The sequence below is a fragment of the Paenibacillus sp. Pae15 genome (assembly GCF_024519685.1).
Lineage (GTDB): Bacteria > Bacillota > Bacilli > Paenibacillales > NBRC-103111 > Paenibacillus_G > Paenibacillus_G naphthalenovorans.
Genome location: NZ_JALJRM010000006.1, coordinates 75555 through 89324 on the forward strand (window position 1 = coordinate 75555; position 13770 = coordinate 89324).

At 51.6% G+C, this 13770-nt stretch carries 14 protein-coding genes; 12 read left to right on the forward strand and 2 right to left on the reverse strand.

Annotated features, from left to right (window positions below):
- Positions 1–32 precede the first annotated feature (32 nt).
- From NR121_RS06840 to NR121_RS06875, 8 genes are all read left to right on the forward strand, one after another.
- Positions 33–500, forward strand: a complete 468-nt coding sequence (locus tag NR121_RS06840) for a hypothetical protein (protein ID WP_054817760.1) — start codon at positions 33–35, stop codon at positions 498–500.
- A gap of 22 nt (positions 501–522) precedes the next feature.
- The gene (ahrC, locus tag NR121_RS06845; RefSeq protein ID WP_054817786.1) at positions 523–972 is read left to right on the forward strand and encodes a transcriptional regulator AhrC/ArgR; all 450 of its coding nucleotides are present in this window, start codon (positions 523–525) and stop codon (positions 970–972) included.
- A 20-nt stretch (positions 973–992) separates the two neighbouring features.
- On the forward strand, positions 993–2693 hold the full coding sequence (gene recN / locus NR121_RS06850) for a DNA repair protein RecN (protein ID WP_256830996.1): 1701 nt from the start codon (positions 993–995) through the stop codon (positions 2691–2693).
- Between the two features lie 137 nt (positions 2694–2830).
- On the forward strand, positions 2831–4174 hold the full coding sequence (spoIVB, locus tag NR121_RS06855) for a SpoIVB peptidase (protein WP_171005830.1): 1344 nt from the start codon (positions 2831–2833) through the stop codon (positions 4172–4174).
- Positions 4175–4414: 240 nt separating this feature from the next.
- Entirely contained in the window at positions 4415–5218 is an 804-nt protein-coding gene (gene spo0A / locus NR121_RS06860; protein WP_054817761.1) for a sporulation transcription factor Spo0A, read from the forward strand.
- 243 nt (positions 5219–5461) lie between these two features.
- The gene (gene steA / locus NR121_RS06865; RefSeq protein WP_256830997.1) at positions 5462–6628 is read left to right on the forward strand and encodes a putative cytokinetic ring protein SteA; all 1167 of its coding nucleotides are present in this window, start codon (positions 5462–5464) and stop codon (positions 6626–6628) included.
- A 19-nt stretch (positions 6629–6647) separates the two neighbouring features.
- Positions 6648–7358: a glycosyltransferase family 2 protein gene (locus NR121_RS06870; RefSeq protein WP_054817762.1), complete on the forward strand. Its 711-nt coding sequence runs from the start codon at positions 6648–6650 to the stop codon at positions 7356–7358.
- Positions 7352–8212, forward strand: a complete 861-nt coding sequence (locus NR121_RS06875; RefSeq protein WP_256830998.1) for a hypothetical protein — start codon at positions 7352–7354, stop codon at positions 8210–8212. Before NR121_RS06870 ends, NR121_RS06875 begins: the two co-directional genes overlap by 7 nt.
- Positions 8213–8237: 25 nt before the next feature.
- On the opposite strand, the gene NR121_RS06880 is transcribed toward NR121_RS06875, so the two are convergent.
- Entirely contained in the window at positions 8238–8507 is a 270-nt protein-coding gene (locus tag NR121_RS06880) for a DUF2627 domain-containing protein (RefSeq protein ID WP_062408924.1), read from the reverse strand.
- Positions 8508–8656: 149 nt separating this feature from the next.
- On the opposite strand from NR121_RS06880, the gene lpdA reads away from it, so the two are divergent.
- The 4 genes from lpdA to NR121_RS06900 all read left to right on the forward strand — a co-directional run bounded on the left by lpdA (position 8657) and on the right by NR121_RS06900 (position 13636).
- Complete coding sequence (lpdA, locus tag NR121_RS06885; protein WP_062408923.1) at positions 8657–10081, forward strand: dihydrolipoyl dehydrogenase; 1425 nt, start codon at positions 8657–8659, stop codon at positions 10079–10081.
- A 117-nt stretch (positions 10082–10198) separates the two neighbouring features.
- Positions 10199–11209, forward strand: a complete 1011-nt coding sequence (locus NR121_RS06890) for a thiamine pyrophosphate-dependent dehydrogenase E1 component subunit alpha (protein ID WP_054817765.1) — start codon at positions 10199–10201, stop codon at positions 11207–11209.
- A 5-nt stretch (positions 11210–11214) separates the two neighbouring features.
- Entirely contained in the window at positions 11215–12195 is a 981-nt protein-coding gene (locus NR121_RS06895) for an alpha-ketoacid dehydrogenase subunit beta (RefSeq protein WP_174350339.1), read from the forward strand.
- Between the two features lie 76 nt (positions 12196–12271).
- Positions 12272–13636, forward strand: a complete 1365-nt coding sequence (locus NR121_RS06900; RefSeq protein ID WP_306274371.1) for a dihydrolipoamide acetyltransferase family protein — start codon at positions 12272–12274, stop codon at positions 13634–13636.
- Positions 13637–13657: 21 nt separating this feature from the next.
- Here the strand turns inward: NR121_RS06900 and prli42 are convergent, their stop codons facing one another.
- Entirely contained in the window at positions 13658–13753 is a 96-nt protein-coding gene (gene prli42, locus NR121_RS06905) for a stressosome-associated protein Prli42 (RefSeq protein ID WP_149917076.1), read from the reverse strand.
- Between the last annotated feature and the right edge of the window lie 17 nt (positions 13754–13770).

Below are 13770 nucleotides of genomic sequence, written 5' to 3' on the forward strand. Positions count from 1 at the left end.
GGATTCTCGAATAGTAATTTCGAGGTGATTCCATGCAAAAGGGTGACGGAACGGTCGTTGTGCTGATCATAGCAGTGCTCGCCATATGGGCTTTCTATTATATACGGGGCAAAATGCGGGAGACTGTGGATAATGCTTCGCCTTTCGATTTTCTGATTGATGAGGAATTGCCTGATGACGATGCGACGCGTTTGCTGGAAGAGAACGGTTATGAAGTCATAAGCGGCAAAAAGCGCATTCCCATTGAAATCTCAGTAAACGACGGGGAAATGCTGCACAGCCGATTGTTTATAGATTATATGGCTTCGAAGAATGGCCTGTACTATACGGTCAAGCTGGCTAAGGACCGGAAGCCGGTGGAGTGGACGGGAAGCTCGATACGCGAACGGCTGCTGGTGTACCAGCTTGTGTATCCGAACACGGCCGGTGTATTATATGTGGACTTGCCACAGCGGAAGGTTCATTGCTTTGTGTTCGCTGTGCAGCTGTACGATGAATAATATACGCAGCAGGGAGGATACCATGAAAGCCCAACGACATATCAAGATCCGTGAAATCGTTACAAATAACGAGATTGAAACCCAGGATGAGCTGGTGGAGCAGCTTCGAACCGCCGGGTTTCACGTAACGCAAGCAACGATTTCCCGGGACATTAAGGAATTGCATTTAATGAAAGTTCCTCTCGATGACGGGAGATACAAGTATTCGGTGCCTGCCGATCAGCGTTATAATCCGATGCAGCGGCTTCGCAGGGCGCTCAACGATCATTTTGTACATATCGATCATACCGAAAATCTGGTGGTGCTAAAGAGCTTGCCGGGCACAGCCAATGCCATTGGAGCTCTCATTGACAGCCTGGAATGGAACGAGATTATGGGAACGATCTGCGGCGACGATACCATTCTGATTATATGCCGTACGAAAGACCAAAGCGCGCATGTGGTCAATCAAATTCTTGGAATGCTCGGATGAAGCCAAAAGAGGTGTGAACCATGCTGCTGGAAATGTCCATCCGCCATCTGGCGGTGATAGAACATGTTGAATTGCACTGCAAAAACGGTTTTCATGTTTTGACAGGGGAGACGGGAGCGGGGAAGTCGATTATTATCGATGCGCTGAGCCTGATTGCAGGCGGCAGAAGCTCTTCCGATCTGGTGCGCTACGGGAGCGACAAAGCTACTATTGAGGCGATGTTCGGAATAGAGCCCGGCCATCCGGTGTGGGCCGTTCTGGAGCGGTTGGGAATAGAAGCGGACCCGGAAGAGCATCTTATCATACGCAGAGAAATTACGGCGCAAGGCAAAAGCACAAGCCGCATTAACGGACAGCTCGTCAATCTGGCCATGCTGAAGGAAGTCGGCGAATGGCTCGTGAACATTCACGGGCAGCATGAGCATCAGTCCTTGTTTAAGGTGGAGGAGCATCTCCGCTGGCTCGATCTGTTCGGAGAAGCGGAGATTGCCCCTGCCAGACAGGCCTATCAAGAAGCTTATGATGCTTATCAAACCATACGCAAGCAAGTGAGAGAGCTGCAGGATACGAGCAAGCAAAATTTGCAGATGATGGATTTGTACCGTTTTCAGGTTGAAGAAATCCGAGCCGCCCAATTAAAACCGGGTGAGGATGAGGCATTGGCAGAGGAAAAACAAAAGCTGGGAAACGCGGAGAAACTGTATTCGAACGCGGCCGACGCTTATGATCTTCTCTATGGCGGAGGCAAAGGGCTTGACTCGGTGCGCCGCGCCATGCAGAAGCTTCAGGATATTGCCGGGCTGGACCCGGCTAAGCTTCAGTCTATTGCCGAACAGGTACAGAGTTCCTATTATCAGCTTGAGGATGCGGCCTATCAAATCAGGGATTACCGGGACGAGGTGGAATTCAACCCGTCTCGTCTTGATTTTATCGAACAAAGACTGGATACAATATCGTCTCTTAGGAGAAAATATGGAGATACCGTATCCGACATTTTGGCTTATGGGGACAAAATTGCGCATGAGCTGGATCTCATCGAGAATAAAGATGAGAAGCTAATGCAGCTGGAAAAGCAGGAACAAGCGGCATTTGCGGCCCTTCAGCGGTTGGCGGACGATTTGACCGGACTAAGAAAAAGCGTAGCTGATCGCCTTTCGGCGGAGATTGTAGCGGAGCTGCGTGAGCTTCATATGGAGAGGACGCAGTTTCAAGTGCATTTCGCACCGGTGGAAGGGAGGAAGCTGACAAGAGACGGTGCCGATCAAGTCGAATTTCTGATTTCGGCGAATCCCGGAGAGCCGCTTCGCTCTTTAAGCAAAATCGCTTCCGGCGGTGAAATATCGAGGGTCATGCTGGCGTTGAAATCGATATTTGCCCGGGTGGACCGGATACCGGTTCTCGTCTTTGATGAGGTGGATACCGGGGTAAGCGGACGAGCGGCTCAGGCGATTGCTGAGAAAATGTCCAAGCTGTCGCAGAGCTGTCAAGTGTTCTCGATCACCCATTTGCCGCAGGTGGCCTGTATGGCGGACGCGCATTACCGTATACACAAAACAACGGATGGCGACCGGACATATACGAATGTAGACGACCTGGGTACTGACGAGAGGATTCATGAACTGGCGCGGATGCTGGGCGGAGTAGAGGTCACGGAGAAGACGCTCCAGCACGCACAGGAAATGCTTGCCTTGGCAAATGATAAAAAGGCAAGGATGGTCTAACGGGGGTGGCACCATTTTGGTGTTATAAAAGAAATGGGCGGGGGTTACCTTAAAGGTACACATCAGCGGTATCTGAACCATGTTGGTGTACAGGATAAGATGCCGCTATGCAGAGGAAGCAAGGGAGCGTGAGCGAATTGAGTTCCAACCAGAGAAAAAGATTGATTGGATTACTGCTCGTCCTCTTCGTTTGTTGGGGGAGCTTAACCACCCCTTTCCGCAGCTTTGCCTCATTCCCCGAGGAGCTTCGACTTTTTACCGGACAACAAGCCCATTTACAGCTATCCATGCCGGTGAATGCACAGTTGACCATTAATCATCCGGAAATATTAAAAGTGAACGGAACCGCCGAGCACTCATTTCAAGTGGATCTTCATCATCCTATTTCTTTACAATCCTACAAAGCCGGACAAGCGGAAATGAAGCTGAAATTGTTTGGCAAAATCCCGCTCAAAACGGTAAAGGTTAATGTCGTACCCGATCTCAAAGTCATACCAGGCGGGCAAACCATCGGCGTAAAACTGAAGTCCGCGGGCATTATGGTGGTGGGTCATCACCTCGTAGCCGTTGCGGAGGATAAAAAGACGTCGCCGGGCGAAGAAGCGAAAGTCCAGCTTGGAGATTTGATCGTCAAAATGGACGGTAAACCCGTAAACGATGTGAGCAAGGTAGCTGAGCTTGTCAAGGCGGCGGGCGAAAGTAAAAAACCCATTTCTTTAACGATTTTACGCGGTGATCAAACGTTGGAAATTCCAATTACTCCTGCCTACGATCTGCTGGATAATGCTTACAGGCTGGGACTGTACATTCGTGATTCCGCAGCGGGCGTTGGTACGCTGACATTCTATGCCCCGGATCAAGGCGTGTATGGCGCCCTGGGACATATCATTACTGACATGGATACACAAACGCCGATTGTGGTAGGTAATGGAGAGATCGTTCATTCCAATGTGACCTCCATCTCCAAAAGCCAAAATGGCGAACCCGGTGAAAAAAGAGCCCAGTTTTCCAGAGAAAGCAAGGCAATTGGCAATATTGAGAAAAACACGCAATTCGGCATTTTCGGCAAGATGTACGAAGCTCCTTCCCACAGTCTGAGCGACAAGGTGCTTCCGGTAGCCTTTGCCGAGGAAGTCAAAGAAGGTCCTGCACAAATTTATACCGTGATCGGAGGCCAAAAAGTCGAAAAATTCGATATTGAAGTCATCCATGTGGCCAAACAAGAGTACCCTGCAACCAAAGGAATGGTCATCAAAATTACCGACAGCCGTCTTCTGGAAAAAACGGGGGGAATTGTTCAAGGCATGAGCGGCAGTCCGATCGTTCAAAACGGCAAGGTCATTGGTGCGGTCACCCATGTATTTGTTAATGATCCGACAAGCGGCTATGGTTGTTTTATCGAATGGATGCTGCAGGATGCAGGCATTATGCTCCGGTCAACGGGAAATCAGGAAGGAACAAAAGCAATGAAGGCGAGCTAATCGCCTTCATTTTTTTTACCTGAACGAAGAAAGGATAGTTGGTGCGAATTCAGATATAGAAAATAAAGTGTTTGTCGAAAAATGTATAATAATGAATTAAATTATTTATTATAAAATAAAACTGATAAAAAATCCACAAAAATAATATTCGACAGAAGGAATTTTAAAGTGTGTGTCGAAATCATATTATTAGGTAAATAATGCTAACGTAATTGTCGCAAATGAAGGGAGAGCTTTCTGTTGCAAACTATTGAAGTTCTTTTAGCGGATGATAACCGTGAATTCACCAATTTATTATCTGAATTTATCGATGATCAGGAGGATATGAGGGTAACGGGTGTAGCCTATAACGGAAACGATGTTATTCGTTTAATCGAGCAAAGCCCCAAAGTTCCGGATGTGCTGATTCTGGATATTATCATGCCACATTTGGATGGTCTGGGTGTGCTTGAGAAACTCCGTGAAAGGGATTTAAATCCACAGCCTAAAATTATTATGCTCACTGCTTTTGGCCAAGAGAATATTACGCAGAAAGCGGTTCAGCTTGGCGCCTCTTATTACATTTTGAAGCCTTTCGACATGGAGATTCTGACGAACCGCATTCGTCAATTGGTGGGCCCTAACCAAACGATGTCGATGATGTCATCTTCAATGCAAGCGAAAGCCAATATCGTTCATTTGCCAAAAGCGAAAAATCTGGATGCCAACATTACCTCGATTATTCACGAAATCGGTGTTCCTGCCCACATCAAAGGATACCAATATTTGCGTGAAGCCATTACAATGGTGTACAACAATATTGAAATTCTCGGGGCCATCACCAAAACGCTGTATCCTGCGATTGCCGAGAAATACAAAACCACGCCGAGCCGCGTCGAACGCGCGATTCGCCACGCGATTGAGGTCGCATGGACGCGCGGCAATATCGAGAGCATTAGCCATTTGTTTGGCTACACGATCAATATCTCCAAAGCAAAGCCGACCAACAGCGAATTCATAGCGATGGTCGCAGACAAGCTGCGGATCGAGCATAAGGTTTCTTGAAAGGGTAAGGATTAACTGGAACAGTTAGTTACTGCCATTTAAAAAGTTTATATTCTTCACATCCAATCCATCACCCGATAAATCGAAATGATTTGTCGGGTGATTGGTTTATGGAAATCTAACGGTATCGAAAGAGGATGCCGTTTTTTTGCTGCATACTTGAAAGATGCATGGGGAACGTTAAAAGAAATATTGAAGGAGGCTTCACCCTTATGCAGCAAACAGACATCCTCGGCAAGGCGGATGCTTAGAAGACAGGTGCTGGTCACATGCGAATCTGCCGACTATGGGGAAGCCTACCCGTCAATTCATTTCGTCGGAAAACGGGTGATTGTGATCATGAAATGGAATGGCACACCGGAACGTTGGCCCATGAAAGGAAAAGTGGAAGCGGACCGCAGCACGAAGCAGCTGTTGCAGAGAATTCGTCCAGGCAGCATAGCCGTTATCGCGCACGACGATTTGGACGAGTTAGCGGTACGGGGATTAATCGCTGCCAAGGTTAAGGCGGTGATTAATACAGGCAAAACCACTACCGGCACCTTTGCAAGCCGGGCGGGCTTATTGCTTCTTGATGCAGGGCTGCCGCTGCTGGAAACGGCTCCGGAATTCTTCGAGCTTTTAAGCGGAACCCCCGAACTCGTCATAACCGAGAACGGCATCGATCTGGGCCATGCCTTCCTTCCCTGCAAAAGATTCACCAGACAAATGTGGCTGGAGGCTTATCGTGCCGCACGAAAAGCGGAGCCCGTTCGGCTCCGGGAATTTATCGACAACACGCTCCGGTATGCCAATCAAGAGAAAGATTGGCTGATTGACCCGCTCACCTGCCTGTCTCTCCGAACGAAGCTGAAAGGGAAGCACGCCCTTATCGTCGTTAGGGGAAACGGATATAAGGAAGACCTGGCGGCTTTACATGCTTACATACAGCGAGAGGATCCGGTGCTCATCGGTGTCGATGGCGGAGCTGACGCGCTGCTTGAGCTCGGGTACGCTCCGCGGCTGATCATCGGGGATATGGATAGCGTGACGGATCGGGCTTTATGCTCCGGTGCCGAGCTTATCGTACATAGCTACATCGACGGAACAGCTCCAGGCTTGGAACGGCTGCACAGGCTGCATTTGTCGGGAGTGCTTTTGCCAAGCGGCGGGACCAGTGAGGACGCTGCGCTGTTGCTGGCTTATGATGGGGGATGCGAACAAATCGTTGCCGTCGGCCTGCACAGCCATATGCAGGATTTTCTTGAGAAAGGCCGTAAAGGCATGGGAAGCACTTGGCTTGTACGCATGAAGGTAGGCAGCAAGCTGATTGACGCCAGGGGAATCAGCCGGCTGTACCCGAACGGCGAGACAATGAAACCGCTCAGAATCGGCAGGGCTTGGCAATCTTTTGTTCGATCCTGGTTCTAGATTACAAGGAGGGGCGAATGTGACGACACTTGTATCCGTCATTATTCCCGTTTGGAATGGAGCGGAACGTCTTCCCGCAACGCTGAAGGCGGTGGACCGGGTCATATCAACAATAGAAGGGGCGAAGCCCCGCGCGCTTAAGTTTCAGCTTATTGTCGTCGATGACGGAAGTGATGATGACACTAGAGCGGCTGCTTATCCGTGGGCGGATCTGGTTATCGGTTTTCCGGTTAACAGAGGGAAGGCGGCTGCGATGTCAGCGGGCTGCCGGGCTGCCGGGGGGGAAATTTTTGTATTTCTGGATGCGGATTTGGGAGAAACCGCAGCCTGCTTTCCCGTATTGTTGGAACCGTTAGTCCAAAATCAGGCCGACTTGACGGTTGCACGTCTTCCGCAGGTCAACAAGCCCGCAGGCTTCGGACTGGTAAAAGGTCTCGCATCGCGCGGAGTGAAAGCTTTAAGCGGTTATTCATCGTTAGCCCCGTTATCGGGTCAGCGCGCGGTAAGGGCGGAAGTATGGAAGCGCTGTGGACGTGTTTACACCGGATTTGGGGTAGAAGTAGGCATGCTGATCGATACCGTCAAGCTCGGTTATCGTGTGATGGAGCTCGCTGTGCCTTTTGGCCATAGGGAAACAGGAAGGGATTGGGGCGGCTTTGTGCACCGCGGCAAACAGTTCGTTGCCGTCGGTCTCGCGTTATGGGAATGCTGGAGGAAACCGGTATGTTAACTGGTTTTGTCCTGGAGTGGATTTTGCCTCTAACGGCGCTGTTAGCTATCGGCCGCCTGCTTATGCCCGGCAGCTTGCGGTTTTTGCAGGAGCACGGGATTGCCGAACGCAACTATACCGGGGACTCCATTCCTACAGCCGGGGGGCTGCTCATCTGGCTTCTTCTTCTGGCCAGTTTTGTCATAGACAATTTCACCGGCATTTGGAATCCGGATGCGGTATGGGTGCTCTCCCTGAGCATCATTTGCTTTGCGGGCTTTCTGGACGATGTGAAGGGCGATAAGCGAACCAAAGGCATACGCGGCCACTGGCTGGCGTGGAAGAGAGAACGCAGCATCACGACCGGAATCCTGAAAGCCGCGGCGGCCGGCCTGGCCGGTCTTCTTGTTCTGCTGCCGGACCAAGACAGCTTGTGGGACCTGCCGCGCCAGCTCCTGCTCGTGCTTCTCGCAACGAACGGCGTTAACCTGTTTGATGTCCGTCCCGGCAGGGCGTTGAAAATGTTTTTCTTTTTCATGGGGATGATCGGCTGGAGCAGCTTTCTTATGGCAACAGATGCAGCCCCGGGAGGGGCGCAGCTGTGGCATGATCTGGCGCCGGTCCTTGTCGGCGCGCTGCTGCTTGCTCCGCTTGACTTGAAGGGGCGGATCATGCTTGGCGATACCGGCGCCAATCTGCTCGGCTTTGCGCTTGGCATCGGCATCGTAAGACTGACGCCGGAGCTCTTTCAAGGGGCTGCCCTTGCTGTGTTCGTCGCCTTGCATATGTTAACGTGGCGCCGCTCTTTAAGCAGCTTGATTGAGACAAACCGGTTTTTGCGCTGGCTGGACGGCGCCGGACGGGAACGGGTATAACGAATGAAGGGACAGCCTTGTACGGCTATCCCTTTTTACGTTTTTCCCGAAATCTGGGGGCGACATAATTGTGCTTGCGGTCGCGAAAAAAAATCCATCCTCCGATAAAGGCGACCCCCACTCCGAATAAAATCAACCCGAGAATCATCTTGCCCCAGAGAATTCCCGGATCGGCAGCCGTTTGATCGAATTGGGCGAACCAGGCATCCTTCATGGCCAGAAATCCGTAGGTCGCCATCAGGCCCGGAATGACCAACAGCAGCATGGCGATAAATCGGTATAAGGTGACTTTCATGTGCGGCTCCTTCTTTTTCCGATAAAACGTTCTATGTCATTAACGTTACCATAACTTCAAGAACATTTCATGCCTTTTCACAAATTGGACTATATTTCTTGAGACGAATATGGTTAAAATAGAAGAATCATAGTTTCGGAGGGAATATAATGACGACGCATGCTTTTGATATCGTAGTCCTTGGCGGAGGCATCGGTGGTTATTCGGCAGCGATTCGCGCTGCTCAGCTTGGAAAGAATGTGGCCATCGTCGAACGGGACAAGCTGGGCGGAACCTGTCTTCACCGCGGCTGTATTCCGAGCAAGGCGCTTTTAAGGAGCGCGGAAGTGTATGCAGCGATGAAGGAAAGTGAGCGATTCGGGATTGAGGCCGACGGAGTCCGGGTCGATTTCGGAAAAGTGATCTCCCGCAAAAACGGGATCGTTGAACAGCTGCATAACGGACTTCAATATTTAATGAAAAAAAATAAAATTACCGTATATTCAGGAATAGGCAGAATCATCGGCCCTTCTATTTTCTCGCCGCGCAGCGGCAGTGTATCGGTGGAGCAGGAGGACGGGGAAATCCTGACGCTGGTGCCGGAGAAGCTGATTATCGCCACAGGTTCGCGCCCGCGGAGTCTCCCGGGTTTGGATACGGACGGGGTTCGCGTGCTGAACAGTGACGACGCCCTTCGTCTGGAGAAGCTTCCGGCGTCGGCTGTAATTATCGGCGGAGGCGTGATCGGAGTGGAATGGGCATCCATGCTCAGCGATTTCGGCGTTCAGGTGACGGTTGTGGAATATGCGCCGAGGCTCCTTCCGGGAGAAGACGAGGAGGTATCGCGCGAGCTTGAACGTCTGCTTAAGAAACGGGGAGTAACCGTAAGGACCGGCGCCAAGGTACTGGCCGATACGCTGCAGAAGAGCGATTCCGGAGTACAGCTCGCCGTTGAGCATAAGGAAGCGCGGCATATGCTGGAAGCGGAGATCGCACTCGTGTGCGTGGGACGTCAGGCCAACGTCGAAGGGATCGGCCTGGAGAATACCGACGTCAAAGTTGAAGGCGGCTATATTCGCGTCAACGACGTGATGCAGACGGCGGAGCTGCACATTTATGCGGTGGGGGACTGCGTCGGCGGCTTGCAGCTGGCTCATGCGGCGGGCCACGAAGGCATCGCCGCGGCTGAGCATATATGCGGGCATACAGTCCATCATTACGCTTCCCACCAGATTGCACGCTGCGTGTACTCGCGTCCGGAAACGGCGAGCGTCGGACTTACCGAGCGGCAGGCGATAGAACGCGGTCATCAAATCAAGACCTCCAAGGTGCACTTTAAGGCCCTTGGCAAGGCGCTCGTTTACGGAGAAAGCGACGGTTTTGTGAAGGTGATTGCCGACTCTGCAACAAATGATATACTGGGTGTGCACATGATCGGTCCTCATGTAACCGATCTGATTTCGGAAGCGGCGCTGGCGCAACTGCTTGAGGCGACGCCTTGGGAAGTCGGACAAACGATTCATCCGCATCCGACCTTGTCCGAAATATTGGGCGACGCCATGCTGGCCGTTGACGGGAAGGCAATTGTCGTTTAATCGTACTTGAAATATTGAAATTGTGTTCATAAACCAAACGGTTTATAATATATATAGTGTCAAGTACTAGCACCTGGTAATAATATTAGGTGATGATGATAAGGAGGCGTCTGCCCCATGTCCATCGGACAAATAACCAAACATCGGCAGCTTGGTTTGAGCGACGATCAAATCATTGAGATGTACACATATATGCTGAAGGCCCGAATGTTCGACGAGAGAGGGTTTGTTTTGCAGCGTTCCGGGAAAATTGCGTTTCACGTATCCGGCATCGGACAGGAAACGGCGCAGGTGGCTGCCGCATTCGCGCTGCAAAAGGGAAAAGATTATTTCCTCCCTTACTATCGCGATTACGGATTCGTTCTAACCATCGGAATGACGCTCAGGGAGCTTATGCTTTCGGTCTTCGCCAAGGCTGAAGATCCGAACAGCGGCGGCCGGCAAATGCCGGGGCATTTCAGCCATAAGAAGCTGAACATCGTCACGGGGTCAAGTCCGGTAACGACGCAGGTGCCGCATGCCGTAGGCTTTGCGCTGGCTTCAAAGATGAAGCGTCAAAACTTCGTATCGTTCGTGACATTCGGAGACGGTTCCAGCAACCAGGGCGATTTTCATGAAGGCTGCAATTTTGCAGGCGTACATAAGCTGCCGGTTATTTTCATGTGCGAAAACAATCAATATGCGATTTCGACCCCGCTTCACAAACAGACGGCCGGAAGCATTGCGGAACGGGCTGTCGGCTACGGATTTCCGGGTATCAAGGTAGACGGCCGGGATCCGCTGGAGGTGTACCGCGTGGTCAGGGAAGCACGCGAGCGGGCCATTCGCGGTGAAGGGCCGACATTGATTGAAGCGGTTATGTACCGCATCCCGCCGCATTCTACTTCTGATAACGATCTGCTTTACCGGACCAAGGAAGAAGTCGAGGAGAATCGTGCCAAAGACGGTCTCATTGGATTCAGGCGGTATATGATCGAATGCGGTGTATGGAGCGAAGAACGGGATGCCGAACTGATGGAGCAAATCAAAGCGGAGCTGACCGAGGCGACGAATTACGCCGAGCAAGCGCCGTTTCCGAAACCGGAAGATACGCTGCGGCATGTGTATGCCGATTCAGGGGAGGTATAATCATCGTGGCCGTCATAACCTATTTGGAAGCCATTCGTACGGCAATGAAAGAAGAAATGGAACGGGATGAAGATGTGTTCGTTCTCGGCGAGGATGTCGGCAAGGGCGGCGTCATGAATGCGACCAAAGGGCTGCGCGACCAGTTCGGGGAAGAACGCGTAATGGACACGCCGCTGGCGGAATCGGCCATTGCAGGAGTGGCGATTGGCGCGGCGATGTACGGCATGAAGCCTGTAGCCGAGATGCAGTATGCGGACTTTATTTTTCCTGCTACGAACCAGATCATCAGCGAGGCGGCTTTGATCCGCTACCGCTCCAACAACGATTGGAACTGTCCGATCGTCATACGCGCGCCTTACGGAGCGACAGGGGGTGGGGCCCTTTACCATTCGCAGTGTCCGGAGTCCGTATTTTTCGGCATTCCCGGATTGAAGATCGTTGCCCCGTCTACCCCTTATGATGCCAAAGGATTGCTCAAAGCGGCGATTCGTGATGCTGATCCGGTTCTCTATTTCGAGCATAAAAAATGCTACCTGGGAATCACGGGCGAGGTGCCGGAAGACGATTATATCGTACCGATCGGCAAGGCCGACGTGAAACGGGAAGGCACCGATATTACGGTGATTTCCTACGGACTGACCGTGCAATATGCGATGAGAGCGGCGGAAGAGCTGGACAAGGAAGGCATCAGTGCGCATATTCTGGATTTGCGCACCCTTCAACCGCTTGATAAAGAAGCGATTCTGAAAGCAGCAAGCAAAACCGGCAAGGTATTAATTATTCATGAAGACAACAAAACCGGCGGAGTCGGCGCGGAGGTATCCGCGATCATCGCGGAAGAGCTTCTGTTCGAGCTCGATGCACCGATCATGCGGCTGTGCGCGCCCGATGTGCCGGCTGTAGGGATGAATCCTCCGATGGAGAAATTTTTCCTCTTGAATACGGATAAAATCATGGAAGCCATGCGGAAGCTGGCATTGTTCTAAGGCAGGCAGCGAGCCCTTTGAAGCTGACGTATTTAGCCGTCCTCCAGGCCGGCGTTTTCATAGGAGGTTATGCAGCATGAAGGAGAACATGAAGGGGACTGAAGTTACCGTTCCCCATTTGGCAGAGAGTCTGGTGTCGGCGACGATCGGCAAATGGCTTAGGCAGCCCGGGGATTACATAGCGCAATATGATGTGCTTTGCGAGCTGATTACGGACAAGGTAACGGTAGAGATGCCTTCGCCCATTGAAGGCAGGCTCGTTCGGCTTTTGGTGGAAGACGGGGCCACGGCGGCGGTGGGAGAAGCGATCTGTATCATTGAGGAGCCACAGCAGGCGGCTGACGGCGCCGCAGCAAACGGAGCGGCACAAACGGAACAGCCGGGCACTTTATCACGTCCGGCGGCGGAAGCCCAAAATCCGGGGTTGGGCGGCCGTTTCTCTCCGGCGGTGCTGAAGCTGGCGGTCGAGCACGGTATCTCTCTTGGCGATGTGCAGGGAACGGGGTTGGGCGGCCGTATTACCCGCAAGGACGTTGAAGCATTCATTGCTTCCGGGCGTGCAGCCGTCCCGGGATCTGTCATGCCGGCAGCCGAAGCGAATAAGGCCGCAGCTGCCGCAGCCGTAGTCGAGGGGGTATTTATTCCCGAGCCTCCGAAGGTGCCTGTCCGCTCGACTGGCATTCATTTGTCGGAGAATCCGCCATTACCGAAGATCGAGGTGGAAGGACATTCTCTGGAAGGCCGCGGAGAATATTTGATCGACGTGACGCCGATCCGCAACACCATCGCGAGCCGAATGCGTCAAAGCGTGACGGAAATTCCTCATGCATGGACGATGATCGAAGCGGATGTCACGAACCTGGTGCTGCTGCGCAACAAGGTCAAGGATGAATTCATGAAGCAGGAAGGCATCAACTTGACTTATCTCGCGTTCCTGCTTAAAGCGGTTGTGAGCGCCATTAAGGATTATCCGATCATAAACTCGGTTTGGGCCGTCGATAAAATCATCGTCAAACGGGATATCAATATTTCCCTTGCCGTAGGCACTGAGGATTTCGTGGTTACGCCTGTCATCAAGAAGGCTGATCAAAAAAATATTGCCGGCCTTGCCCGGGAAATCGACGAGCTGACCCGGAAGGGAAGAACCGGCAAACTGACGCTTAACGATTTGGAAGGCGGCACGTTCACGGTCAACAACACCGGTTCGTTCGGATCGATTCTTTCCTATCCGATTATCAACTATCCGCAAGCTGCGATTCTAACCTTCGAGTCGATCGTAAAGAAGCCGGTCGTTATTCAGGACATGATCGCCGTTCGTTCCATGGTCAATCTATGCCTGTCCCTTGACCACCGTATTCTGGATGGGGTGATCTGCGGCCGATTCCTGCAGCGTGTCAAGGAAAATCTGGAAGCTTATAACCAGGATACGAAGCTATACTAGTACTTGCTTGGTAACAACATTCTATAGCAGCATCCCCACGGTGAAGAGCAGCGTGGACAACAGCATGGATATGATCATCACATATACGATAATCTTGAAAATAAGTTTGTTTTGCATAAGATTCAACTCCTGTT

Bases quoted from the DNA above. Each gene is read 5' to 3' on its own strand.
- NR121_RS06840 (WP_054817760.1), top strand. From the start codon at position 33: ATGCAAAAGGGTGACGGAACGGTCGTTGTGCTGATCATAGCAGTGCTC.
- ahrC (WP_054817786.1), top strand. From the start codon at position 523: ATGAAAGCCCAACGACATATCAAGATCCGTGAAATCGTTACAAATAAC.
- recN (WP_256830996.1), top strand. From the start codon at position 993: ATGCTGCTGGAAATGTCCATCCGCCATCTGGCGGTGATAGAACATGTT.
- steA (WP_256830997.1), top strand. From the start codon at position 5,462: ATGCTTAGAAGACAGGTGCTGGTCACATGCGAATCTGCCGACTATGGG.
- NR121_RS06875 (WP_256830998.1), top strand. From the start codon at position 7,352: ATGTTAACTGGTTTTGTCCTGGAGTGGATTTTGCCTCTAACGGCGCTG.
- NR121_RS06880 (WP_062408924.1), bottom strand. From the start codon at position 8,507: ATGAAAGTCACCTTATACCGATTTATCGCCATGCTGCTGTTGGTCATT.
- lpdA (WP_062408923.1), top strand. From the start codon at position 8,657: ATGACGACGCATGCTTTTGATATCGTAGTCCTTGGCGGAGGCATCGGT.
- NR121_RS06890 (WP_054817765.1), top strand. From the start codon at position 10,199: ATGTCCATCGGACAAATAACCAAACATCGGCAGCTTGGTTTGAGCGAC.
- NR121_RS06900 (WP_306274371.1), top strand. From the start codon at position 12,272: ATGAAGGAGAACATGAAGGGGACTGAAGTTACCGTTCCCCATTTGGCA.
- prli42 (WP_149917076.1), bottom strand. From the start codon at position 13,753: ATGCAAAACAAACTTATTTTCAAGATTATCGTATATGTGATGATCATA.